Annotated in this window: 18 protein-coding genes and 4 pseudogenes; 14 read left to right on the forward strand and 8 right to left on the reverse strand. The window is 63.5% G+C overall.

The genetic code is table 11. From position 1 onward, the window contains the following. Window positions 1-204 precede the first annotated feature (204 nt). Both NBY65_RS30225 and NBY65_RS30230 read right to left on the reverse strand, forming a co-directional pair. Window positions 205-1548 (reverse strand): type II toxin-antitoxin system HipA family toxin, encoded by a 1344-nt coding sequence (locus NBY65_RS30225; RefSeq protein ID WP_150045521.1) that lies wholly within the window; start codon window positions 1546-1548, stop codon window positions 205-207. After that, window positions 1545-1823: a helix-turn-helix domain-containing protein gene (locus tag NBY65_RS30230; RefSeq protein ID WP_150045522.1), complete on the reverse strand. Its 279-nt coding sequence runs from the start codon at window positions 1821-1823 to the stop codon at window positions 1545-1547. The genes NBY65_RS30225 and NBY65_RS30230 overlap by 4 nt, the downstream gene beginning before the upstream one ends. A 451-nt stretch (window positions 1824-2274) precedes the next feature. Here NBY65_RS30230 and NBY65_RS30235 point away from each other — a divergent pair, with 451 nt between their 5' ends. From NBY65_RS30235 to NBY65_RS30250, 4 genes are all read left to right on the forward strand, one after another. After that, window positions 2275-2979: a ParA family protein gene (locus NBY65_RS30235; RefSeq protein ID WP_150045523.1), complete on the forward strand. Its 705-nt coding sequence runs from the start codon at window positions 2275-2277 to the stop codon at window positions 2977-2979. Continuing rightward, complete coding sequence (locus NBY65_RS30240; protein WP_150045524.1) at window positions 2976-3845, forward strand: hypothetical protein; 870 nt, start codon at window positions 2976-2978, stop codon at window positions 3843-3845. The genes NBY65_RS30235 and NBY65_RS30240 overlap by 4 nt, the downstream gene beginning before the upstream one ends. A 485-nt stretch (window positions 3846-4330) precedes the next feature. Next, entirely contained in the window at window positions 4331-4537 is a 207-nt protein-coding gene (locus NBY65_RS30245; protein ID WP_162530893.1) for a hypothetical protein, read from the forward strand. A 2-nt stretch (window positions 4538-4539) separates the two neighbouring features. Then, window positions 4540-4680: a hypothetical protein gene (locus NBY65_RS30250; RefSeq protein WP_162530894.1), complete on the forward strand. Its 141-nt coding sequence runs from the start codon at window positions 4540-4542 to the stop codon at window positions 4678-4680. 88 nt (window positions 4681-4768) lie between these two features. Here NBY65_RS30250 and NBY65_RS30255 read toward each other — a convergent pair whose 3' ends face one another. After that, window positions 4769-5707, reverse strand: coding sequence for a replication protein RepA (locus NBY65_RS30255; protein ID WP_150045525.1), 939 nt, complete (start codon window positions 5705-5707; stop codon window positions 4769-4771). An 869-nt stretch (window positions 5708-6576) separates the two neighbouring features. Between NBY65_RS30255 and NBY65_RS30260 the strand changes: the two genes are divergently transcribed. From NBY65_RS30260 to NBY65_RS30275, 4 genes are all read left to right on the forward strand, one after another. Then, window positions 6577-6942 carry a hypothetical protein gene (locus NBY65_RS30260; RefSeq protein ID WP_150045526.1) on the forward strand — a complete coding sequence of 122 codons (366 nt, stop codon included), beginning with the start codon at window positions 6577-6579 and terminating at the stop codon, window positions 6940-6942. Window positions 6943-7277: 335 nt separating this feature from the next. Next, complete coding sequence (locus NBY65_RS30265) at window positions 7278-8933, forward strand: Mu transposase C-terminal domain-containing protein (protein ID WP_150045527.1); 1656 nt, start codon at window positions 7278-7280, stop codon at window positions 8931-8933. Continuing rightward, a complete protein-coding gene (locus NBY65_RS30270; protein ID WP_239003242.1) occupies window positions 8933-9871 on the forward strand; it encodes a TniB family NTP-binding protein in 939 nt (312 codons plus the stop codon). Before NBY65_RS30265 ends, NBY65_RS30270 begins: the two co-directional genes overlap by 1 nt. Window positions 9872-9882: 11 nt before the next feature. Further along, complete coding sequence (locus NBY65_RS30275) at window positions 9883-10983, forward strand: TniQ family protein (RefSeq protein WP_162530895.1); 1101 nt, start codon at window positions 9883-9885, stop codon at window positions 10981-10983. A 549-nt stretch (window positions 10984-11532) separates the two neighbouring features. Here NBY65_RS30275 and NBY65_RS30280 read toward each other — a convergent pair. After that, a complete protein-coding gene (locus NBY65_RS30280) occupies window positions 11533-12600 on the reverse strand; it encodes an IS630 family transposase (RefSeq protein ID WP_150045529.1) in 1068 nt (355 codons plus the stop codon). An 83-nt stretch (window positions 12601-12683) separates the two neighbouring features. On the opposite strand from NBY65_RS30280, the gene NBY65_RS30285 reads away from it, so the two are divergent. Together NBY65_RS30285 and NBY65_RS30290 are read left to right on the forward strand one after the other, a co-directional pair. Next, the gene (locus NBY65_RS30285; RefSeq protein ID WP_150045530.1) at window positions 12684-12890 is read left to right on the forward strand and encodes a type II toxin-antitoxin system prevent-host-death family antitoxin; all 207 of its coding nucleotides are present in this window, start codon (window positions 12684-12686) and stop codon (window positions 12888-12890) included. A 49-nt stretch (window positions 12891-12939) separates the two neighbouring features. Further along, window positions 12940-13641, forward strand: coding sequence for an IS6 family transposase (locus NBY65_RS30290; RefSeq protein WP_150045531.1), 702 nt, complete (start codon window positions 12940-12942; stop codon window positions 13639-13641). Between the two features lie 43 nt (window positions 13642-13684). On the opposite strand, the pseudogene NBY65_RS30295 reads toward NBY65_RS30290, so the two are convergent. From NBY65_RS30295 to NBY65_RS30310, 4 pseudogenes are all read right to left on the reverse strand, one after another. Next, a pseudogene (locus NBY65_RS30295) lies at window positions 13685-14295 on the reverse strand (IS630 family transposase); the annotation flags it as partial. 319 nt (window positions 14296-14614) lie between these two features. Beyond that, a pseudogene (istB, locus tag NBY65_RS30300) lies at window positions 14615-15331 on the reverse strand (IS21-like element helper ATPase IstB); the annotation flags it as partial. Window positions 15332-15344: 13 nt separating this feature from the next. Beyond that, window positions 15345-16866 (reverse strand): annotated as a pseudogene (istA, locus tag NBY65_RS30305) (IS21 family transposase). A 191-nt stretch (window positions 16867-17057) separates the two neighbouring features. Further along, window positions 17058-17516 (reverse strand): annotated as a pseudogene (locus tag NBY65_RS30310) (helix-turn-helix domain-containing protein); the annotation flags it as partial. A gap of 971 nt (window positions 17517-18487) precedes the next feature. Here NBY65_RS30310 and NBY65_RS30315 point away from each other — a divergent pair. From NBY65_RS30315 to NBY65_RS30330, 4 genes are read left to right on the forward strand one after another with little or no spacing between them, the layout of a single operon-like run. Continuing rightward, window positions 18488-19786: a Gfo/Idh/MocA family protein gene (locus tag NBY65_RS30315; RefSeq protein ID WP_162530871.1), complete on the forward strand. Its 1299-nt coding sequence runs from the start codon at window positions 18488-18490 to the stop codon at window positions 19784-19786. Then, the gene (locus NBY65_RS30320) at window positions 19786-20916 is read left to right on the forward strand and encodes a DegT/DnrJ/EryC1/StrS family aminotransferase (RefSeq protein ID WP_150045378.1); all 1131 of its coding nucleotides are present in this window, start codon (window positions 19786-19788) and stop codon (window positions 20914-20916) included. The genes NBY65_RS30315 and NBY65_RS30320 overlap by 1 nt, the downstream gene beginning before the upstream one ends. After that, on the forward strand, window positions 20916-21635 hold the full coding sequence (locus tag NBY65_RS30325) for a sugar transferase (protein WP_203330729.1): 720 nt from the start codon (window positions 20916-20918) through the stop codon (window positions 21633-21635). The genes NBY65_RS30320 and NBY65_RS30325 overlap by 1 nt, the downstream gene beginning before the upstream one ends. Continuing rightward, the gene (locus NBY65_RS30330) at window positions 21635-22714 is read left to right on the forward strand and encodes a lipid II:glycine glycyltransferase FemX (RefSeq protein WP_150045379.1); all 1080 of its coding nucleotides are present in this window, start codon (window positions 21635-21637) and stop codon (window positions 22712-22714) included. Before NBY65_RS30325 ends, NBY65_RS30330 begins: the two co-directional genes overlap by 1 nt. Window positions 22715-22726: the final 12 nt, after the last annotated feature.

The following is a 22726-nucleotide window of genomic DNA, read 5'->3' on the forward strand; positions in this document are numbered from 1 at the left end:
CATTATCGCGATTTTATAACGAATGCCTTTTCTGGGGATTCCACGCGCTTAACAACAGTTTATTGCTAATTCTCAATAAATTAGAGAGCGGAGATTGGAGCGTAGGCCTGCTCAATTAGTTTTATCTCAATTTTATAACTTATCAATAACATTCTTGTTTTTCTCTCTAACGTAAACCGGTCTTCGTGCCTTCGTGGCACCCCGTCATGATCCGCTTGGCGACGACACGATCTCGTCCAACCTCGGCTCCGGAGCGGGCTCGGAGTCTTCTTGCGACTCGTCCGGGAAATCGTCCTGGGGGCCATCCTCCCGGAGGTTCTTGGCGACGAGTGCGCACCGGTCTACGATCTCTCCGGCGAAGCGCTTCAGCATCGGGTGGCTGCCCGCAGGCATGCTCTCGACCTCTTCCATGGCTGGCACCACCTCGGCGGCCACCTTCTCGGCTAGCGCAGCGACGTTATGCAGGACAGCCGTCCCGCTCAGGCCGCAGGTCTCCGCCATGCGGCGCCAGTGCCGTGCGTAGATGTAGCGACCCCGGTTCTTGTCGCCGATGTCCTGCGCCATGTTTTGGGTGACGTTCGCCCATGCGGCGCCGCACATCAGGTCGTATAGCGGAGCCAGTCGGGCACCACGCGCGGAGAGCAGGATCGAGTAGTTCTTCGCGTGCGAATCTACGTTCGTCAGCAACACGTTGAGAATGACGGCGCGCAAGAGCGCGATGACGTCACCGGCCTCCATGTGCTGCCGCGCGAGCGCGAAGAAATCCTTCAGGGATGGCCCCTTGATGCCCGTCCGGTTGTGCTCGTATTTCGCCCCCGGCGACTTGCCCAGTGCCTGGCAGAAGTCCTCCTGATGCAGCCGGAGCCACCTGCCGTTGCGGAAAAGGCGGTCGTAGCGCGTCACCAGCAGATACGAGCGCTCACCGGCGACGCCGGTGGTCACCGTTGAGGCGCTCAGTCCAACGCGGCGCGCCAGGACCAAGCAGAGCGCTTCATTTTGGACGCTGCCATACAATCTACTGTTGTCGGGCTTCAGGATGTGGGTCGACGGCGCCCCGTCGATCGGGATGGCGAACCTACCGTTGGCGAAGGCCAAGGGCAGCTTCTGCTGGGCGCCCGCCAAGCTCATCGAGACGCCCTCATCGCCCACAAGGAACGGCTTCGCGGGGAGCTCCGCGATGATCCGTTCGAGTGCTGCCTCGTCCGGCACCGGGCGGTAGCGCGGTGCCTTCCCGCGCCGAGGACGGCTAACGCTTAGGGCACCTGCGGTGTCCCGGCCGATCTTCTCGACCATGCCGACAACGTCCTGCGGGGAGATGCCGAGCGCCTGTCCGACTGTCAGTAGCGGCACGCCTTCCGGGAGCAGGTTCTGGAGCCACGGCACCAGGACTGCAGGAGGCGCCTCGCTCCCCAGGGGGATGCGCAGGGAGACGGGAAAGGCACCGCGCACATCGGCCCAGCGGGGATCATAGGCGAACGATGGCCCTTCCTCGGCGACCGTGATTGTGCCGACGAGCGCCGTCTCATAGAAGACGGGGATCCCGCTCATGGCGTCCACCCTTCGATGTCGGGGACGTCCACGTCCGGGATATCAGCTTTCTCCAGCTGCTGCCCGGCACGCATCTTGGAGTCGGTGAGCTCAATGCCTAGTGCTGCCGCGACCGCTAGGGACTTGCCGAGTTGGCAGGTTGGCTTCCCACCCTCGAGTTCGATCACGAACCGTTCCCCTACCCCGGCCACCAGAGCGAGGTCACGCTGGGTGAGCTTTTTCTGGCGTCGGCATCGACGCACGAGCTCCCCGAAATCCGCTGCATTCCTAATCATCGGTGCCTAAAACTTCCCGATCGGGAAGAATAAGCGTTGCCGAGGCATGGCGCAACCTCGTTCTTCCCGATCGGGAAGATCCAAATCGACGCCCATCCCCTCGCCGCCGACGGTGTGTGTCGGCTTGCCGCGATGATGCGACTCCCGACCAGGAGCACATTGCGGTCGGGCGCTGTTCATCCGTGGTGATGGCACAAGCCTAGCGGGGCATTGTAACATCATTTGATGCAGCTGCTTCTTCAAGGGAAGCAGCTAACTTTCATCGATGAAAGTTTTTGATGCCGTGGCGGAGGGCTCAATGAAACTTTCATCGATGAAAGTTAGCTGCGTGAATGCCACACTACTGAATTTTTGCCACACCTTTGGACATACCAAGGGATCATCTGTGAGGCATCTCTTTCGCGACAGTCTTTATGGGGCTAGGGTTACGCACCCATAACAGGAGCGTGTGGTGTCAGACGAGATCACCATAGAAAGACCTGCCAGCGTGGGTGCAGGCTCACATCGACCAAAGATTTTAATGATTTTTGCCCCCAAGGGAGGTGTCGGAAAAACGATGATCTCTCTGAATATGCTTGCTGCCGGTGCGCGCGCGGGCCATTTAGTTGCTGGCCTTGATTTCGACGGCCAGCGGTCTCTTTGGGACTGGGCGAAGCTGCGCGACAAGCACCCAATCATCGAGGAAAAGCACAAGATCACGGTCCGGGCCGGTGCGATTAAGTATTGGCGCGCCGAAGTCGAGGCTGTTCGCGACCGAGATATTATTGTCGTTGATACACCCCCGGGTATTGAGGAAGCGAATCAGGCGTATTTACGAGAACTTGGGATTGTGGCGGACGTCGTTCTGATACCTACGGAGCCATATGGTCAATCCGTCAGATACGTCCGCGACTTCATGACGTGGTGGGAGGCGACGCCCGGTCGTGCCATGTTCGTCATCAATAAGACGACGACCGGCCGGTCTATCACCCGGGAAGCCCGTGACATGCTCAAAGAGCGCGGGGCTGTCTGGGCAGACACTATTCCACAGCGCGATGACCTTGCGCGCGCCGTGGATAATGGTCTTGCTGCAGTAGATGACGACGCTATCCCTGCCCACGGGAATTTTATGGGCTTATGGGCCTGGTGTGCCGCAAAACTGGGAGTAACGCCGTGAGTCTTCCAAAGCGACTTTTGATCAAACCGGGGCAAGGAAGCAAAACGGACAAATCTGCGCCCCCATCGTTCACCGATCCCGTCAAGGAGGGAGACAGGGAGGAAAATCCGGGCAGTCTCGAACAGCAAAACTCTGCCGGGAACACGCCTGTTGTTGCTGCGGAAGTTGTAGCTACTGATGTACAGGTCGTGGGTGTAGTCGGGCTTCCAGATATTTCGGATTACCGAGCGCGGCGTGGCCTCCAGAGCCAGATGGAAGCTAATCAACTCCTTCGACGCACGCGCGAGATTCTTCGTCCACATATTGGTGACCTTGGCGAAGAGGGGTTGCAAGCCCTTGTCTCGGATATTGATGCGGCTAACCGAGACTATGAGAGTGCGTTCGATACCCTGCTGGACATTGGGCGGAAGCTGAATTCCATTCGGAGGATCACAGGGCACGGAGGCTACCGAGCCCTCCTTGCTGAGGGCATAGTTCGAATCCACGAAACCACGGCTAGCAAGCTGCGTCTGATCGCCGGGGCTTGGGATGAAGGGAAAATCCCGCCTTCACTCCAGCCCGCTGTGCCAAAGAACCTGAGTGGTGCTTACCTCATTGCAACCCTGCCGGCCGACAAGATCGAGCCCACGATGCGCGCTCTAGTGCAGGAAGGCATGCTTCCCAACGGCCCGGTCCGGGAAATTCAGGCCGCTGTTAAGCGATACCGAGACGAGGAAGGGCGAAGGCATTTCGGTATCCGAAATGAGATCGCCCGAAAGAAGGCACAGATCGCAAAACTTACAGCGGAGATTACGGCATTGGAAACCGCGCTCGCGCAACTACAGGTGGTGTCGGAAGAAAAAGAAGGTAACGTTGCTGATAAATAGAAAAGCGGAAGCGGTTACAGCACGGATGCAGGAGCCTCTTCCTTAGGCCCTATAGACGGAATCCCTGACATACGATTTTGGCCGATTCTCTGATTGGGCATTCTTCGAATCACTGCGTCACCGGCGTTGGAGGGCCGGGCATGACGGAAGAGGACTAGGCGGTCGTGCTGGAGGTTTTCGACGCGGCTCAATCGAGCCGTGGCTAACCCGAGCACGACGACCGGAAATTTCTGGAAGCGGTGCATTATTTCACCGTTCACATATCACGTGGCGAGCCTTGCCGGCGGAGTTCGGCAAATAGAACAGCGTCTGGAAGCGGTTCTGGCGGCTGAGCCGCTCTGGTGTGTTCGAGGCGTTCTTCCAATTGCTTGCTGAACGCAGCCAAAGCGCACATCTGGCGCAATTCTTCGACAGCACGACTGCCCATGCCCACGTCTCGGCCGCCCGCGCAAAAGGGGGCAACAGGGGCAGGCGCTCGGCCGTTCGTGCGGCGGCTTCTCGACGAAAATCCATCTAAGACCCATCTTGACGGCCGACTGCTCGACTTCCACCGGACCGGCGGCCAGGCGAGCGACATTACTCAGTTCAAGATTTCGCTCGACATCGGTCCCGACATCCGCCCGCGCATCGTCGTCCCCGACAAGGGGTATGACAGCGCCACCGCTTCTTTTCGAAAGCCCTTTATCGCCTGAGCGTGCGCATCGAGCAGGCCATCGGCAAGCTGAAGCGCTTCAAGCGCGTCGCCATGCGCTGCGACAAGACTACCACCAGCTACGCAGCCTTCGTCAGCTTCGCCTGTGCTGTGATACGGGTCAAAATTCGTCCAAAGGCCTAGAAACTGCTCTTTTCTTGACGCCTTACAAGGCATTGTTCAGTTCAGAGAAGCCCCACTATGCGATCCCACACGGCAAGACCAAAGCAGTTCAAGCGCTATTTAGTAGTACTTGATAGGTGTGTTTTGCAATGGGGGGAGGCGAGGGCCGCAAGACGATTCCTTTCTCGTCTAGGTCGATCCGTGCCTCAGGGTACACTGACAATGCCTCTTTCAATGGGCCAATGAACCGAGATTTGAACTGCCGGACAAGCTTGTAGCCAGCACCAAATTGCGTGTGTAGTGCACTCCAGGATACGGGGGTAGGCTGTTGGATGCTGTGTAGGCGGTAGGCGAGCCAGATGTAAATGTCGAGTGCAAGCGAGCTATTCGAGATCTTCTGCAGAGCAGCCTCAGCCACTGGAACCGGATGGTCCTTCAGGGCGGCGTAGAAGGTTGGCGACAGCTTGACCGTGTCAACCCAAAGCTGCATTTGATTGTCAGTTTTGTCGTAAAATTGGATGCCATGCTGGACGATGCTGTCCTTGGTGAAAGCGTTTTGCTTTTCGCCATGCCATAGAAAGGTCAGGCGGCAAGCTGAGATCCGGTCTGCTTGATCGCGGATTTCCCGTACCGTCTTGCCCCCAATGGATACTCCCATTCTGCCGAGCCAGTCTCGCATGCTTCGACCCAGCTCAACTTCGGGAGAGCTGGCCTGAACGGCGCGTGTTTGCAGATAGAGCAGGATCATGCGGGCACGGCTGCCATAAGGCACACCATGGACTTTTGTGACGCCCTGATGGTCAAACAGGACACCTGGCTCGACGACTAAGGTGATATTGTGGCCACGGCGTTCCCAGCGCTCTTCCGTGCCGAGCTGGCGATGAGGGAGGGCAGTTAGACAAAAACCAGAGTAGGTAATTCCGAGCGAAAGCGTTTCCTGCGCAAGAATGTAGGCGGCATTGTCTACTAAATGCCTTTCCTCAGCTGGCACCATAAGCCGCGCGTTAGCATGCCCGTGCTCTCGGACCAGACGATGGATCTTGCTCACAGCTGCCTCCTTGTGTGCCGGACTATCGACCGTTCCGGAGAGGTAGGCAACGTGGACTCTTGTGACGCACCCTACTAGCTAAGCTAGTAGTAATTAATCTATTTGCTTCGTCACAAAAGTCCACGGGATAACTTCGGACGTCAATAGGTTAGCCGGATACAGCGTCGCAAGAGTCCACGGCTGCGTCACAAGAGTCCACGGGATAATTCGGCTTAACTGTGGATAACAGCCCCTGCAGCATAGGCGTCGCAAAACCCCACGCGTCCGCGACTCGGAGGGGCGCGAATGGGCCAAGCGTCACAAAACCCCACACTGCTTGGCAGGATGCGGAGTAGGGCGAGCACCCAGACGTCGCAAAAGTCTACACCCGTTCCGGAACAGGCGGACCGCGGCTAAGAACTTCAAAAGTCGTGATTTCTAGCGTGAGGAAAGGAAAATGCGCTATTCGGGTGTGGCAAAGGTTCACGCTTTTGGCAGGGTGGAATCGAGATGAACTGCCCAGGCGTCACAAGAGTCCACACTTTTTGAGTCGCTACGGTCGGAAGGGCTGTCGCCATGAGGGTCACCGCCCAGGCCGACCAGAAGGACGATAACGTGGACGGCAGTTCGAGCAGCATCTTCTCGGACCTGCAGCAATTGCTGAAGGATCTGAGCACAGTTCAGCGAATAGCGGGACGAGTTTGGAGACCGTTTCAGATTCTGGATGCACCAATAGCACCGACAACGTCAGCTCGGTTATGCAGGGGAACTTGAGCACCCTGATCAGGTGCTATCAGGTTCCGCACAGTCCTGCCAACACGGCCACGCCAAGCGGTTGGCCAGGCCAATCGTGCTATTTACGGTGGCTCTCAAGGCCCGGAGGAACCGCCATGCCTCATCCATCCGCCGCCGGCGGCTCGGCTTTCACCTCGAAGGAACGCGACCTGATTCGTTGGGAAATGGGGCAGCGCTTTGGACAGTACCCGGGCCTGGTCGACGGCATTTACCTGCGCGCCTGGCACAGCGGCCCACAGAAGGGGCAGCCGAAGGTTCCGCTGGCAATGCAGGGCATGCTGGACCGTAGGCTGGTCGAGATCGTGCCGGATCGCATCGGCTTCAAAGCGGTGTTCACCGAGGCAGGGATCCAGGCGCTGCGCGAGATGGCGCAGGATCGCCGGGCGCTCGATCCGGCGCGTTACCCACGCTTGCGGGCCGAACTTGGTTTCGATGACGGGGCGGGTGCGGCTGTCGAGTGAGGGCCGCCTCTGGTCCTGTTGTTGGAGGGCAGACACAAGGCGGGCAGGGGGGCTGGCACGGCTCTCCGGGAGCTTGAGTTTCTGGCCGATGCCCACGGCATCCGGATTTTCGTTAAATCCTGGGCGCGCGGTCGCAGCGCGTGTGGATCATTAGGTTCGACTGTAGCCAGTCTGGCCCTGGTGCTGCTGTCGCGCACTTCAGTTAATGATAACGCCAATCCTTTCTTTTCAATGATCTACGTCTCCACTGGATCATGATAAAATACCTTAGATCGCGATAAAAGCACCAAGGATCGTGCTACATTTTCGCTATGAGTGTCGCCGGCACGGTCCACATGTCCGATCGTTCATCTTTACCCTCGGCTTCCGACGAGGTGTGGGCAGAAGCGGCGCGACGTGAAGCGGTCATCCGGCCATTGGCGCAGGCGCCGCGGCTGACGCGCGCCGTGGTCACGACCGCCGCCCATGTGCTGGACTTGAGCATCCCGCACGTTTACCGCCTGATCCAGGCCTTCCGCCGCCGGCCGGAAACGGCGTCGCTGCTGCTGTCGCAGCCCGGTCCGGCGAAAGGCCGGCGCCGGCTGGACCCGGCGGTTGAGGCGCGGATCGAAGCGGCGTTGGCGCGGGTCTACCTGCAGCCGGAGCGGCCGACGCTGCGGTACTTGTTCGTCCAGGTCCGGCAGGACTGCCAGGCCGCCGGCCTTACGTCGCCGTCCATGAACGCGTTGCGGGCGCGTGTCTCGGCGCGCAGCTTGCGCGAGCGGGTGCGGGCGCGCGAAGGCAGCGCCGCCGCGGACCGCTTCCGCCAGGTGACAGGCGGCCTGCGTACCGAGCGGCCACTGCAGGTCGTGCAGATCGACCACACCAAGGTCGACATCATGCTGGTGGACGACGTCATGCGCGCCTGCATCGGCCGGCCCTGGCTGACGCTGGTGCTGGACGTGCACACGCGCATGGTGGCCGGCTTTCTGTTGTCGTTGGATCCACCCTGCGCGGCCAGTGTCGCATTGGCCGTGTCCCATGCCGTGCTGCCGAAGGCCGCCTGGCTCGCCGACCGCGACATTGCGCTGGCTTGGCCGGTGCACGGGTTGCCGGAGACCATCCATGTCGATAACGGCGCCGAGTTCCATGCCCATGCGTTTGAGCGCGGCTGCCAGCGGCACGGCATCCGCATCGAGTACCGGCCGCCGGCGACGCCACGTTTCGGTGGCCACATCGAGCGCCTGATGGGCACGCTGATGGAGCGGGTGCATGCCCTGCCGGGCACGACGTTTTCCAGTGTTGCTGCCCGCGGCGCGTATGCGTCCGAGGCGGAAGCGGTGCTCACCTTGCAGGAGTTCGAGCGGCTGTTGGCGCTGGAAGTGCTGGGTCCCTACCACAACGAGGTGCACAGTGGCCTGGGGCGCTCGCCGGCTGCCGCCTGGGTCGCGGCGCAAGCGACGACACCGCTGCGGCAAGCCAGCGATGAGCCGGCGCTGCGCTTGGATTTCCTGCCGTTCGAGGAGCGGGTGATCCGACGGGACGGCGTACGGCTGTTCAACATTCTCTACCAGGATGGCGCCCTGGCGCATCTGGTCGATCGCGACGTCGGCCGGCTGCGGGTGAAGTATGACCCGCGCGACCTCAGCGCCGTCTTCGTGGAACTGCCGACCGGCGGTCACGTCCGGGTGCCCTATGCCGATTTGGGCCGGCCGGCGATCACGCTGTGGGAACACCGCGAAGCGGTCCGCCGCCTGCACGCCGAGGGACGCCGCGGCGTCGATGAGCCGGCGATCTTCGCCGCGATTGCCGAGCAGCGACACATCCTCGAAGACGCCGCCCGGCGCAGCAAGGCGGCCCGCCGGGCCGTCGCCCGAACCGGCCTGGCGGCGTCGGCCGCAGTGGCGGCGCCGAACCAACCCCCGCATCCACCAGCGGCGCTGGCAGAGGATGACGAGGCGCGCGTGCCGATGCCTCCCGAGGGCGAGGGGAGCGGGGTGGAGTTCTGGTGATGCCAGAGTTCGCCCATCTGCCCGCTGAGCTGCGGCCGATTGCCGGCCTCGATGCGGCAACCCGGATCGCGCATATCCGGGCCGAGCGCTGGATCCCGTATCCTACCGCCACCCGGCTGCTCGGCATCCTGCAGGAAGCCTTCGACCAGCCGCCCCGCGAGCGGATGGAGAACGTGCTGTTGCTGGGCGAGAGCGGCATGGGCAAGACGATGCTCATCCGCAAGTTCGAGCGCGCCAATGCGACCGCATTCGACATCGCCGCCGGCGTCGGGCGCCGTCCGGTGGTGGTGGTGCTGATGCCGCCGCAGCCGGTGGAGGGCGAGTTTTTCGACCGCGTGCTGGCGGCAGTCGATGCGCCCCTGGCAGTGCACTGGGCGAGTGGCCGCCCCGCCCGGCTGCGCGCTGCCGCCAGCCAGATGCTGCGTGAGCTCGGCACCCGGGTGTTGGTGATCGACGAGATCAACTCGGTGCTCGCCGGCACCGGTCGGCAGCAGCGGCTGTTCTTGCAGCTGCTGCGGTTCCTCTCCAATGACCTGCAGTTGGCGCTGGTCTGCGTCGGCGTGCCGGAGGCACGGCATGTGCTGCTCTCCGATAGCCAGCTGCGCAGCCGGTTCAGCGACGAGGAACTGCCGCGCTGGGCGCCTGGGGAGGAATTGCGTGCCTTCATCACCCGTTTGGTCTGGAGCCTGCCGCTGCGGGAACGCTCGCCGGTGGATTCGCCCAAGTTGCGCAGCCTGCTGCTGGAGCGGACCGGCGGCATCACGCTGGCGATCTGCAAGGCGTTCGAACGTGCCGCCGTCGCGGCGGTGCGCAGTGGACGCGAGAAGGTGGACCTGGAGAGTTTCGCCGATCCCGAGATCTGGCACGGGCTGACGGTACAGGATCGGCGCCTGCCACATCAGCCGCAGCAGACGCGACGTGTCGCCCTGCCAGGGTGACGCTACCGCCATTGCCGATTGCCCCGGCACCGGTGACGGGGGAGGCGCTGCTGTCCTGGGTCGCGCGCATCGCCGCCCGCTATCACCTGTCAGGCACCGCCATCCTCGCCCATGCCCTTGGCGAGTTGCCGCATCCGCGGCACACCGCAGTTCTGTCGGCGGCGAATGCAGGGCGGCTGCCAGCGGCGGAAGCGGCGCTGGCGGTCGTGGGTCACAGCTGCCCCGGACAGGTCCATGCCCTGACAACGCGGGGCCTGCTACCCGGCGTGCCGCCAGTGTGGGAGCGCCCCGCAGTGATGTGGTGCCCTGGCTGCCTGCGGGCCGCTCTCGCCGACGCCGGCGAGGTGCATCTGCGGGCGTCGTGGTTCGTCGGCTGTTGCGTCGTGTGTCCGACCCATTGGCTGCCGCTGGAAGACGGCCTGGCACCGGGCTGCTGTCTCTGGCCCGACCTGGATTTTGTCGCCGAGCGCGGCCGGTTACGACTACTTTGCCGATCCTGCCACTCACTGGTGGACGCCCGACCGGTGGAACACCCATGGCCCGAACGATGGCCGCGGCATCCGCCGGCGCGTGGCACCCCGATGGACGTATCGCTGCAGGTGGCGCCGGCAGCACTCCGGCGGGTGCTGGCTTTGCAGGAAGCCTTGTGGCGGGCGCTGGCCGGTCAGACGGGTTCATTCTGGGCCGGCCTGTTGCCGACGGACCTGCGGGTGATCGTCGAGGATTTGGTGCCGCTGCTGCCGCGGGTGTTCGGGTGGCGGTCCAGCCAGGACACGATCGCGGCCGTGTGGTCGGACGGCGCCATTCCAGGGGTCATTGCGCCCCCGCTGGACCACATGACACTGGCGCGGCTACCGGCATCGCTGGCCTTCACGGTTATGGTCTGTCTGGCCGCGGTGCTATCGTCAGTCTTCGCCACGCCAGTGGCTGGCGTCGCCTGGGACGACGGCACCGCTGTCTCGGCACGGACACTGTGGCAACTGCTGTCGGTCGCGGATCAGGACCGGCTGCTCGAGAGCGCCAGCCAGTGGCGCCCTGACCTGCGGGCGGCGCTGTGGGAAGCCATCGTCCTCCCAGAGGAAGCCCTGCTGGCCAGGCCGGAGGTGCAATAGTGCCTGGCGGGCTGCCATGGGAACGGGGCGCCACCGATAGGACTGATTTTCTTGCCTTATCGCCGATTGTGGCAGCATCTTACCTACAATGGTAAGCGGCCATTATCGCGTATGAGCCTCAGCCAAGCCCCGCCGTCACCTGCCTGCCGGCTCGCGCGACGGGGAGGGGCGGTCAGCGTCGCCACGCTCAGGCGCCAAGGAGCAGCGCCGCAGGACGCTGGCACAGAAAGGCGATCAGCAAAGTGACAAGGCAATCTACCCGCGACGACTTTATCGCGATCCCAGGCATTTTCTCATAATCCAGGGCACTTTTTATCCCGAACCAGGGGATTCTTTATCGCGATCCAGGGTACGAAACCGGCCGAACAGGCTCCGCCGGACGGAAATTCTCATCATCCAGGGCACGCGACAGAGTGCAACAAGCTGTTGTTAAATTTATAAAATCCCCAAAAAAGGCACTCCCCCATCACCCGCGATAATGCAGGGTTATCACGTCTGAAGAGCATCTTGCATAAAACCCGCATTTCATGTATTTTGTGTGATAAACCTCTACGCGGATGAAATCTGTGTTTGTTGCGCGTCGATGAAGTGGAAGCGATCGGTGATGAGCGACAGGAGGTCGTTCTTCCAGCGGCTGCTGTCGCTGAAGAAGTCAATGATCCCGGCTTTGAAGTCGGCAAACGTGGGATAATAGACGTTCCATAGCGCGTGCTTCTTGAAAAACCACCAGAAGCGCTCGATCAAGTTGAGGTTCGGCGCATAGGGCGGCAGGTAGACCAGCTTGATCCGCTGCCCATCTTCGGTCGCCAGCCAGTCGCGTACCACCTTCGCCCGGTTATAGGTGGCATTGTCGAGCACCAGGGTGATGGCCGTTGCCGTCGGATGGCGGACCGCGAGTTCGGCGAAGAACGCCACCATCTCCGGGCCAGTCATCTTCTTGGCCTCGCGGGTTACCACCTCACGGCCAGGCCAGCTCAGCGCACCCGCCAGCGTCACGTTCACCCGCCCGTGGTTGCTCTTGAGCATCCGCGTCTCGCCACGCCGGATCCAGCCGCAGGCGGGATGGGCGTCGTAAGCCGGGTGTGTCGCATCGACGAAATAGAGCGGCTGTGCCGGGTTCGCCTCGGCGATGGCCATCAGCGGTGCCAGCGTCTGCGCCAGGAAAGCCCGTTGTGCCTCGGCATCCGCCTTGGCAGGCACGCATTTCGGCCGCTTCCAGACAAAGCCCATGCGCACCAGCAGTTTCGCCATCGCATGCGGCGTGTAGGTGACACCGAAACGCGCCGCCACGAAGCCGCAGACCGCTTTCGCCGTCAGATACAGCCGGGCCGACAGTTCCGTCGCCAACTCGGCCATCTGCGCCTCGGTCAGGGTCGGGGCGTGCCCTTCATAGGCCAACCGCTCGATGCCCGTCCGGCCCTCCAGCGCGTAGCGCCGTCGATGCTCACGTACCGTCTCTGCGTCAATGAACAGCGCCTCCGCCACCCGCTCAGCAGTCCAGCCATCGTCGAGCAGAAGCAGCGTGTTCATCCGCCGGTGCACCGCGCTGTTCGTCTGCCGACGCATCATCGCCAGAAAATGCGCCCGGTCCGCAGGGGTCAGGATGTCACCCGCCATGGAAGGAGCGAATCAAGCTCGCTCCCCCAAGGCAAGCAGATTCTCACGGAGTCGGGGTTTATCAGCAGGTTGGGAGGCTACAGATGTCCACGGGTGATCCCGTCGTGACCACGGCAGGCGAACTGGTGCGGCAGTTCTCCCACTACAGCGACATCGCCCTCAAGCGCCCGGTGATGGTGACCAAGAACGGCCGCCCGCGCACTGTGCTCCTGTCTGTGGAGGAATACGAGCGGCTCAAGCGGCGTGACCAGCAGGCGTTCCAGGCGGTTCTGTTGCAAATTTTGCGATAGAATCGTGGTGGGGTAGGATCGGCCTGGACGAAGGGGCGGGGATGGGGTGGTGGCGGGCTTCAAGGGACGGCATTTCACCGGCGAGGTGATCCTCTGGGCGGTGCGCTGGTATCTGATGTTCCCGATCAGCTACCGGGACCTTGAGTTGATGCTGACGGATCGCGGCGTGGCGGTCGACCACACCACCCTGTTTCGTTGGATCCAGGCCTACGCGGCCGACCTGGAGAAGCGACTTCGGCCCTATCTGCGTCCCTGCACCGGCTCCTGGCGGGTGGATGAAACGTACATCAAGGTGAAGGGCCGCTGGACCTATCTCTATCGGGCGGTCGACAGCCGGGGCCAAACCATCGACTTCCTGCTCAGCGCGAGACGGGACGCGGCGGCAGCGAAGCGGTTCTTCCGCAAGGCGCTGGGCCAGCCGCACACGGTGATCCCGCGGACGATCACGGTTGACAAAAATGCAGCCTATCCGAAGGCGGTTGCCGAGATGAAGAGAGGCGATGAGCTGTGGCGACGGACCAAGCTGCGGCAGTGTAAGTACCTGAACAACATCGTTGAGCAGGACCATCGGCGGATCAAACGATTGACTGATCCAGGTCTGGGCTTCGGCTGTTTCCAAACGGCGCGGCGAACGCTGGCGGGCTACGAGGCAATGGCGATGATGAGGAAAGGACAGGTTCGAAAAGTCGGTGGTCGGGACATGAAGGCGCAGGCCGCCTTCATTGCTGGCTTGTTCCAGATCGCCGCCTGAAATTCACCTCATCCAAGGCCACACTCATACCAATGCCCACTGATCAGAACCGGTGAGCCCAGTCGCGCAGTCCGATGGACATAATGCGCCAGGGCTGGTCCATGAACCGGCACCAGGCGTGGCAGCAGTGATCGAGGATGGCCTCATAGGAGCGGAACACCAGGTTCGACAGCCAGTTGTCGCGCAGGAACTGCCAGACGTTCTCGGTCGGATTCAACTCGGGGCACTTCGGCGGAAGTGGCAGCAGCGTGATGTTGGGCGGCACGATGAGGCGTGCGGAGGTGTGCCATCCCGCCTGGTCGAGCAGCAGCACGGCGTGTGCGCCAGGCGCCACCGCGGTGGCGATCTCGGCCAGGTGCAGGTTCATCGCCGCGATGTTGCAGCAGGGCAGCACCAGCGCCGCGCCCTTGCCCTCCTTGGGGCAGATGGCACCGAAGATGTAGGTGGAGGCGGTGCGCAGATCCTGCGGTGCCGAGGGCCGCGTGCCACGGCGTGCCCAGCGGCGGGTGATCTTGTTCTTCTGACCGATCCTGGCTTCGTCGGCGAACCAGATCTCTATGCGGTCGGGGGAGAGGCCCTTCTCGGCCGCGATCTTCTCCAACTCGGCTGGGAACTTTTTTTAAACGCATCCACCGCGCCTGCCGCCTGGGCATGTCGGTCACGCTGATTTCGGCACCCCGGCACGCTCCAAACCGGCAGGGCATCACGCTGCAAACCGGCACCCGGACACGCTCGAAACCGGCACCGGATCACGCTGCAATCCGGCGCCTGCTCCGCAGGGTTATGGGCACCCGCTCCAGCGGGTCTCTACTGGCAAAACGACCTTACATTGACTCCGCCCTGCGGAGCAACTAACAGTTAATCATTCAGTCTTTCTTCCTGTTGTGGATAAGTGGCTGTGGATTGCGTGAATATCGGGGATAACTTCATTGGCCTCGATACTCGTGCTGCTCTTCCCGTCCACGACCGCCTTGCGCGGACGCCGCGAACCGCCGCGCAGCTCGATGCGGTAGGCGTTGTGGACCAGTCGATCCAGGATCGCATCGGCGTAGGTGGGATCCGCAATTTGGTCGTGCCAGCGATCCACCGGAATTTGCGTCGCCAGAATGGTCGAGCCGCGTTGGTGGCGGTCGTCGATCACCTCCATCAGGTCGCGCCGCTGCTCGCCGGTCAGCTTCACCATCAGCCAGTCGTCCAGGATCAGCAGCCGCACCTTGGCCAACTGCGCCAGCAGCCGGGCGTACTTGCCTTCCGCCCGCGCCATCGCCAGGTCGTCGAGCAGCCGCGAGAGGCGCTGGTAGCGCACCGACACGCCGCCGCGCGCCGCCTGGTTGCCGAGCGCGCAGGCGACAAAGGATTTCCCCACGCCGGTTGCCCCCAACACCAGGACGTTGGTGTGCTGGCGCAGCCAGTCGCCGGTCGCAAGCTGGCGCATCAGGCTGCGGTCCAGCCCACGCGCGCCCTGGTAGTCGAAGTCCTCCATGCAGGCGGCCTGGCGCAGCCGCGCCGCCCGCAGGCGCTGCGCCAGCGCCACGCTCTGCCGTTCGATCTCCTCGCGATCGACCAGCAGGGCCAGCCGTTCGTCGAAGGACAAAGCGGCGATATCCGGCTGGGCAAGTTGCTCCTCCAGCGCCCGCGCCATGCCGGTCAGGCGCATCTGCCGCAGCTTCTCGATGGATGGGTGGATCATCTCCGGCCCCCGCTCAATTGTAGTAGCTCGGCCCACGCACGTTGGCGTGCTGGCCGAGACCGTCGTCGGATCGTGCTTGCAGGAAGGGCTGGCGCTGGTCGGCCTTGAGTAACTGCTCGACGTAGCGCGACGACAGCGCGCCCGCCGCCAGCGCCCGCTCGCAGGCCAGTTCCAGCCGCTCGCGGCCGTAGCTCTTGGCCAACCGCAGCACGCCCAGGCAGGCACGCATGCCCTGCTCGGGGTGCTCGCGCGCCTCCAGCAGTCGCGCCACGTAGGTGGCGGTGGCGATCCCCACTGCCGCCGCGTCCTCGCGCAGCTTCTCCGGCGTGCGCCGGGCCATTGCCTGGTGCGCGGGCGGCATGTGCTCGGTCAGGGTGGTATGGTGGGCGCGCCGGAAGCTGCGGACGTGGGTGGCCACCCGCTCGGTGTTGGCGAACACCGTCACCGCGGTGGCGGTGAGGAACACGTCGACCCGTTCGTGCACCAGCCGATACGGCACCGAGTAGAAGTGGTCGTCGACGGCGATGTGGTAATCAACGTTCACCCGGGCGACCAGCCACTGGCCGATGACAAACGGCTCGGCGGGCAATGGCTTCAAGGCCGGGCGCTCGATCGCCTCGAACAGCGCGCGGCGGCTGCCCTCCCGCGGCGGGCTGAACGGGCGGTTGTTCCACGCCTCCACCAGTTCGGTGATCGCGGCGTTGGCCTCGGCCAGCGACAGGAACCGACGGTGGCGCAACGGTGCCAGTACCCAGCGCTCCACATGCTTCATGCTTCACGGCGCCTTCCACCGACGACTTGTCCCGTGGACGCCGCACCCGCGCCGGAACGACCGCGATGCCGTAGTGCTGCGCCAACTGCTGGTAGGCGCGGTTCAGCACCGGGTCGTAGTACGAGGCGTCGGTAACCCCGCTCCTGAGGTTGTCCGGCACCAGCTTCTCCGGGCAGCCGCCAATCGCCGCCAACGCCCGCACGTGCGAGCCCAACCAGTCCTCCTGGCCCTGCGTCCAGGTCGCCTCGGCGTAGACCAGGTGCGAGCACGGCAGGCAGGCGACGAACACCTGCGCCTCGCGCGGCACGCCCAGGTCCATCACCGTCAGCGTCATCCCGGCGTAGTCGACCTCCAGCGCTTCGCCCGCGCGGTGCACCTGGCGCATCACCGTCGGCCGCGACGCCCGCTGCCAGGCGCGGAAATGCCGCAGGAACTGGGTGTACTGGTAGCCGTCCGGCTGCCCGGCGACGTACTCCAGCCACAACAGCCGCAGCGTCACGCCACGGCGACGGGATTCGCGGTCAATGACCTCCCAGTCCGGCAGTGGGCGCGACATGTCGCGCAGTTCGCGCGGCGGAAACAAACGCCGATCGAGCTCCTCGTCGCTCAGGGCGCACAGTTGCGGGTAATCCAGCCCGGTGGCGGCCACCCTCAGCAGGTAGTCCTGTACGGTCGACCGGGCCAGCCGCGCCCCGGCCGCGACCTGGCTGTCGTTCAGTCCCAACTCGAATTTCAGGCGCAACACTTCCTTGATCCTGCGCATCAACGTTCTCGTCCTCGGCATCCATCACTCCCGGTGAAAGGGAGGGATGTTCTTGGCGATTACTCGCCTGCCAGGAGAGACCCGCCCCCCGCAGCCGGTGCCGCTTCACCCCGTGCCAGGGTGCCGGTTTCCTGCGTGATCCACTGCCGGATTGGAGCGTGATCCACAGCCGGTTTGCTCCGTGCTGTACACTGGGCATGATGACGCGGCCGCGCCGACAGCTTGCGAAAGCCCATCTCCCTCATTTCCCGCCCCAGCGTGCGCCGGTCCACCGGCACGCGGAATTCCTCCCAGAGCCACTGACACAGGTCGATCTGTCGCCAGCGCACCACCCCGTGCACCGCTGGGATCGGCCCGCTCTCGATCATCGCGGCCAATGCGGCCCGATGCTCCGCCGTCAGGCGGCGCGGTTGGCCCGGAGCCTTGCGGTCGATCAGCCCCGCCGGACCAGCGGCGTTGAACTTCAGCACCCAGTCCCGCACGATCTGAACCGTCACCCCGCCCAGCTTCGCCGCATCCGCACGGCTCGCGCCGTCGTAGATCGCTGCCAGAGCCAGCAGGTGGCGGGCCTGTCCCGCCTCCTTCGTCGCTCGCGCCGCGGCCCGGGCCGTCGCGGCATTGAAGTCACCCCGCAGCGGGATGGCGGCCATGGCGAACCTCCTCTGTTCGCCATCTTGAATCAAAATCCCGCCGCGTCGCGCAAGCCCCTTCAGGAGTCTCGCTCAGAGAGCCTTGGTATCAGCCCAACTTCAAACTTTGCAACACAACCAGGTAGGCCGACATCCCAGGCCTGCCGTCGCGCCACAACTCGTTGCGCGAGCGAATGAGCATTGTCTCTTGGATTAGTTGCAAAATTGTATTTTTTGATATCGCTTGGAGAGCTTCATTGGTGGTTATATCGCAACGGTTTATTGATCTCACAGATGTGAGTATCGGCCATCAGATACTGGATATCCTAAACGCAGAAACTGATGTTCTATGCCTGTGCGAAATATTATAATGTAGAAAGAAAATGCAGAGGCACTAGGAATTTTGCTGTTAGGCTAATGCAAATACGAAAACTGACCAGTTTCATCAGAATAATCTCAAGAACGATTCGTGTCGTTGACATATGTTGTGATATAGATTTGATTGTAGATTTATTTAGCAATACAAAAGTATTTTTATGTTTTAATGACCAAGAAAGACGCCATGTCCAGCACTGACATTCAGTCTCCTTCTCTCGCTGAACTGCACCGACTTCCTCCCCCGCCGCGTTCGCGGACATCTTCGTCGGGCCGCGCGTGGCGCGCTACGCCCCGGTACGCACCTCCTCGAATCGCAACTCTGCGGGCGGTCCCGCATAGGCTGGCTAGTTCAACCATTTTTGAAGCGTAATAATTAGCCCGGATCTCGGCATCGGGCTGGCGGAACGTCCAAAGTCATCAGATCCATGGCCTGCCACCAAGCCGCATGTGCAGGTGCATGCGAGGTTCTGTCGTCGCCACGGCAACTGGACCTGCTCTGTGCCGGGCCGGAGTAACGCCAAGGAGGCGGGCCGTGGCATGCCTTGGCCAAAGAGGGCTTGTCTCCAGCAGGTCTTACCCGGCCGGCACGTCCCTGCCGGATGCGGAGCCTGCAAATGGATTGGACCAAAGGAACCAACGCCTGTTCCTACCGGGAACAGGCGCGACAAAGAAGGAAGCCGCAGTTCATGACCTTGAAGAGGAACGACGTACCGGCCAGGTCCAGCCAGTGCAACGGACGGCCGGACCATGCCGTCGCTCTTTTGAGGATGCAGGGTGAGCATGACGTGCTGCCGCATTACGGGTTGGATCGCCGCCCAGAGACCGCCGGCCTCCGCGTCGCCGTGGTCGGCTGCGGCTACTGGGGTTCTAAGCATGTGCGCGTGCTCAGCGCCACGCCCGGCGTGGCGGGTATTACCCTTATCGAGCAGGATCTGGCCCTGGCGCGTTCGCTGCAGGTGCGCTTCCCGACCACCACTATCTGCACCAGTCTGAACGAGGCGCTCCCGTATGTGGACGCGGTCGTCATCGCCACGCCGCCGGAGAGCCATGGTGAACTCGCTCTCGCGGCGTTGCGCGCGCGAAAGCCAGTGCTGGTGGAGAAGCCTCTGACAACCTCGCTCGATGAGGCGAGATTGCTCGTCGCTGAGGCTCGCCGTTCCGGAGCCCTGCTGATGGTGGGGCACACCTTTCAGTTCAACCCTGCAGTGCGCGAGTTGCGCCGCCGCCTACAGGCCGGCGAGTTGGGGGAGATCTACTATATCCATTCAGCACGCCTGAATCTCGGCCTCTATCGGCCCGACGTGAATGTCATCTGGGATCTCGCCCCGCACGATATCTCCATCCTGAATTTCCTGCTCGATGCCGTGCCGCGCTCGGTGGATGCCTGGGGCGCCTCGCTCGCCTTTGGCGGCATCGAGGACATGGCCTATGTGAAATTGCAGTACGACGACCCGAAGGTCACCGGCTACGTCCACCTGTCTTGGCTAGACCCGCGCAAGACGCGTACTGTCACCATCGTAGGCAGTCGAAAGATGGCGGTCTATGACGACATGGCCGAGGAGCCGTTGCGGATTTTCGACCGCAGCGTGCATGGCCACGAGGGATCCCCGCCGTCCCACGAGCGGCCCGCCATGTACCGCTACGGCGACATTGTGGCGCCGTATATTCGCCCGGATGAACCACTAGCCCTGCAGGATCGCCACTTTATTGACAGCATCCGGCAGAACCGGGTGCCCGAGGCGAGCGGGGAGCAGGCGCTCGGCATCATCGCCGCGCTCGAGGCCATCGACCGTTCGATGCGCAACCGTGGCCAGGTCACGGTCCCCAGCCTGGCGGAGCTGGAGCCCCGGCGCGATATGCGCCCGCCAGTGGGGGACAGGCACGCCGAGGCAAGCAGCACGGAGATGCGGTAATGGCGGTTCCCTTCCTCGACCTCTCGGCCATGCATGCCGAAGTCGCAGCCGAGATCGACGGTGCCTGGAGATACGTTATCGGAACGAACCGCTTCGTGGGCGGTCCTGCCGTCGATGCCTTCGAGGCAGAATGGGCCGCCTATTGCGGCACACGACACTGTGTCGGCGTCAGCAGTGGCACCGCTGCCCTCGAACTCGCGCTTGCGGCGCTCGGCATCGGGCCGGGCGCAGAGGTCGTCCTGCCGGCGAACACCTTCATCGCCACCGCTTCCGCCGTCGTGGCGGCAGGCGCCATGCCGGTCTTCGCGGATGTGGACCCCGAGACCTTGCTCCTTACGCCCGAGACCATCCGCCCGCAGCTGACATCGCGGACCGCTGCCATCATCGCCGTGCACCTGTTCGGCCAGCCGGCCGACATGGATGCCATCAACGCTCTTGCGGAGCAATGTGGGCTCTGCGTCATCGAGGATGCCGCACAGGCGCATGGCGCGACCTGGCGGGGGCGCAGGGCGGGCAGCCTGTCGCGGGTGGGCTGCTTCAGCTTCTATCCCGGTAAGAATCTCGGTGCTTTCGGCGATGCCGGCGCCGTGGTCACGGACGACGTGATCCTCGCAGATCGCATCCGTGCGATGAGCAATCATGGACGCCAGGGCAACGATCCCTACCAGCACGACATCCTCGGCGGCAACCACCGCTTGGACGCGCTGCAGGCGGCCGTCCTTTCCGTCAAGCTGCGCCGCCTGGACAACTGGAACGCGGCGCGCCGCCACGCCGCCTCGATCTATGCGACGGCGCTGAAGGGGCTGCCGGTCCGCATGGTCCGGGTCGCCCCCGATGCGGAAAGCAGCTACCACCTCGCCGTAATCCGCGCGACGGCGCGCGATGCGCTCCGCAGCGCCCTCGCCGCCGCCGGCATCGGCACCGGCATCCATTATCCGATCCCCTGCCACCTGCAGGCGCCGTTCCGCTCGGTGCAGCAAGTTCCCTTGCCGGCTGCCGAACGCGCGGCGCGCGAGGTCCTCTCACTGCCCATCTATCCGCACATCAGCGATGCGCAGCTCCGCGAGGTGGCCGGCACCGTTGCGGAGATCGTGGCGGAGCCCATCATTCCGCGGATCGGAGCCGGCTGATGCGGCCGGCAAAGATCGCGCTGGAGACCGCGCAGGCCGGTGCAGGCCCGGTCCAGTCCTGGCCCGCCATGACCGAGGCAGGCCACTGGTCTCCCGGCCAGCCTAGCCTTGCCAAGCGCAGCCTGGACATCTGCCTGGCGCTGGTTACTCTGCTGTTGTTCTCGCCCGTGATGGCGCTGGCGGCCATCCTGGTGCGGATGTCGGGAGCGGGTCCTGTGTTGCTGCGGCAGACCCGGGTCGGCCGACACGAACGGCGCTTCGAAATGCTGAAGTTCCGCACGATGCACGCCAATGCCGATGATCGCGCCATGCGGGCCATGATCGCACGGGAACTCAGCGGTGACCGTTCAGTCGGCGGCAGTGAGGGCGTGTTCAAGCTCAAGGACGACCCGCGCATCACCCCGGTCGGGCGCTGGCTGCGCCGCCTGAGCATCGATGAACTGCCGCAGCTCCTCAACGTGCTCCGCGGCGACATGTCCATGGTGGGCCCGCGCCCCTCCCTGCCCTGGGAGGTGGAGATGTTCACGCCCGAGCAGCGGCGCCGGCACGAATGCCTGCCGGGCATCACCGGCCTCTGGCAGGTGAGCGGCCGGAGCCGCCTTTCGACACCGGAGATGCTCGAACTGGATCTGGTCTATCTGCGCGAGCAGTCGCTGCGACTCGATCTCCGCATCCTCCTCCGCACGCCCACCGCGGTGCTGTTCGACCGGAGCGTCTGATGACCGTCCCCGGCCTGAAACGCCGGCAGGAAGCCGCCTGCCGCGCGGTGCCCCGGCTCATTGAGCCCGACCGCGACGCATCCTGGGCGGCGGTGGCGGACCACCCGCTCACCGGCCTGTTCTCATCGGCGCCCTGGGCGCGCGCGGTCGCGGGCACCTACGGCTTCACCATTTCCGCCGCCGTGCAGGAAGGGGCGGACGGGGCGACCTCGGCCTTGCTCTTCTCCCACGTCTCCGACCTCCGGGGCGACAGGATCGTTTGCGGGCCGTTCTGCGACTACTGCGATCCCCTCCTCGACGACAGCGCCGCCTGGGAGGATCTCGTCGCCCCCCTGATGGCCCTGGGGATTCCGATCACCTTGCGGTGCCTGCGCAACACCATTCCCGCGCAGGATCGGCGCTTCTCGTTCGCTGGCCGGGCGGCCTGGCACGGAATTCATCTCGCCCGTCCCGAGGCGGAGCTTTGGCAGGGCCTCGACGGATCCGCCCGCCAGAACGTGCGCAAGGCGCAGCGCCTCGGCGTGACGGTGCGCGAGGGCCGCAGTCTCGAGGACGTGCGGACTTTCTTCGACATGCACTGCCATGTGCGCAAGACGAAGTATCGGCTGCTGCCGCAGCCTTTCGCGCTGTTCGAGGCGCTGCATGCGAATTTCGCCCCCGAAGACCGTCTCTGTGTCATGCTGGCTGAATGTAACGGCGCGGTGGTTGCGGGCATCCTCTTCCTGATCTGGCGTGATACGCTTTACTACAAGTTCAACGCCTCGACTGACCGGCAGACCTGCCCCAACGACCTCCTCGTCTGGGAAGGCATACGCTTCGGCCAGCGTCGCGGGCTGATGCGTTTCGATTTCGGCGCGTCCGACTACGTTCAACCCGGGTTGCTGCGCTACAAGCGGAAATTTGCGACCGAGGAGTCCGAGATCCTGCGCCTGCGCTGGCAGCCGCCCGGCTATGCCGACCCGCGGGCCGAGCAGGCGGGCTTTGCCCTGTCGCGGATGACGCAGTTGCTGACTGAGCCTGGAGTGCCCGATGTCATCACCCGTGCGGCAGGTGAGGCTTTTTATGCCCAGTTCTGCTGAGCTGCGGCTGCC

The organism is Rhodovastum atsumiense, assembly GCF_937425535.1.
In the GTDB taxonomy this organism is placed as follows: Bacteria; Pseudomonadota; Alphaproteobacteria; order Acetobacterales; family Acetobacteraceae; genus Rhodovastum; species Rhodovastum atsumiense.

Bases quoted from the DNA above. Each gene is read 5' to 3' on its own strand.
- NBY65_RS30330 (WP_150045379.1), top strand. From the start codon at position 21,635: ATGACCGTCCCCGGCCTGAAACGCCGGCAGGAAGCCGCCTGCCGCGCG.
- NBY65_RS30320 (WP_150045378.1), top strand. From the start codon at position 19,786: ATGGCGGTTCCCTTCCTCGACCTCTCGGCCATGCATGCCGAAGTCGCA.
- NBY65_RS30230 (WP_150045522.1), bottom strand. From the start codon at position 1,823: ATGATTAGGAATGCAGCGGATTTCGGGGAGCTCGTGCGTCGATGCCGA.
- NBY65_RS30265 (WP_150045527.1), top strand. From the start codon at position 7,278: ATGTCCGATCGTTCATCTTTACCCTCGGCTTCCGACGAGGTGTGGGCA.
- NBY65_RS30325 (WP_203330729.1), top strand. From the start codon at position 20,916: ATGCGGCCGGCAAAGATCGCGCTGGAGACCGCGCAGGCCGGTGCAGGC.
- NBY65_RS30280 (WP_150045529.1), bottom strand. From the start codon at position 12,600: ATGGCGGGTGACATCCTGACCCCTGCGGACCGGGCGCATTTTCTGGCG.
- NBY65_RS30315 (WP_162530871.1), top strand. From the start codon at position 18,488: ATGGATTGGACCAAAGGAACCAACGCCTGTTCCTACCGGGAACAGGCG.
- NBY65_RS30260 (WP_150045526.1), top strand. From the start codon at position 6,577: ATGCCTCATCCATCCGCCGCCGGCGGCTCGGCTTTCACCTCGAAGGAA.
- NBY65_RS30285 (WP_150045530.1), top strand. From the start codon at position 12,684: ATGTCCACGGGTGATCCCGTCGTGACCACGGCAGGCGAACTGGTGCGG.
- NBY65_RS30270 (WP_239003242.1), top strand. From the start codon at position 8,933: ATGCCAGAGTTCGCCCATCTGCCCGCTGAGCTGCGGCCGATTGCCGGC.
- NBY65_RS30225 (WP_150045521.1), bottom strand. From the start codon at position 1,548: ATGAGCGGGATCCCCGTCTTCTATGAGACGGCGCTCGTCGGCACAATC.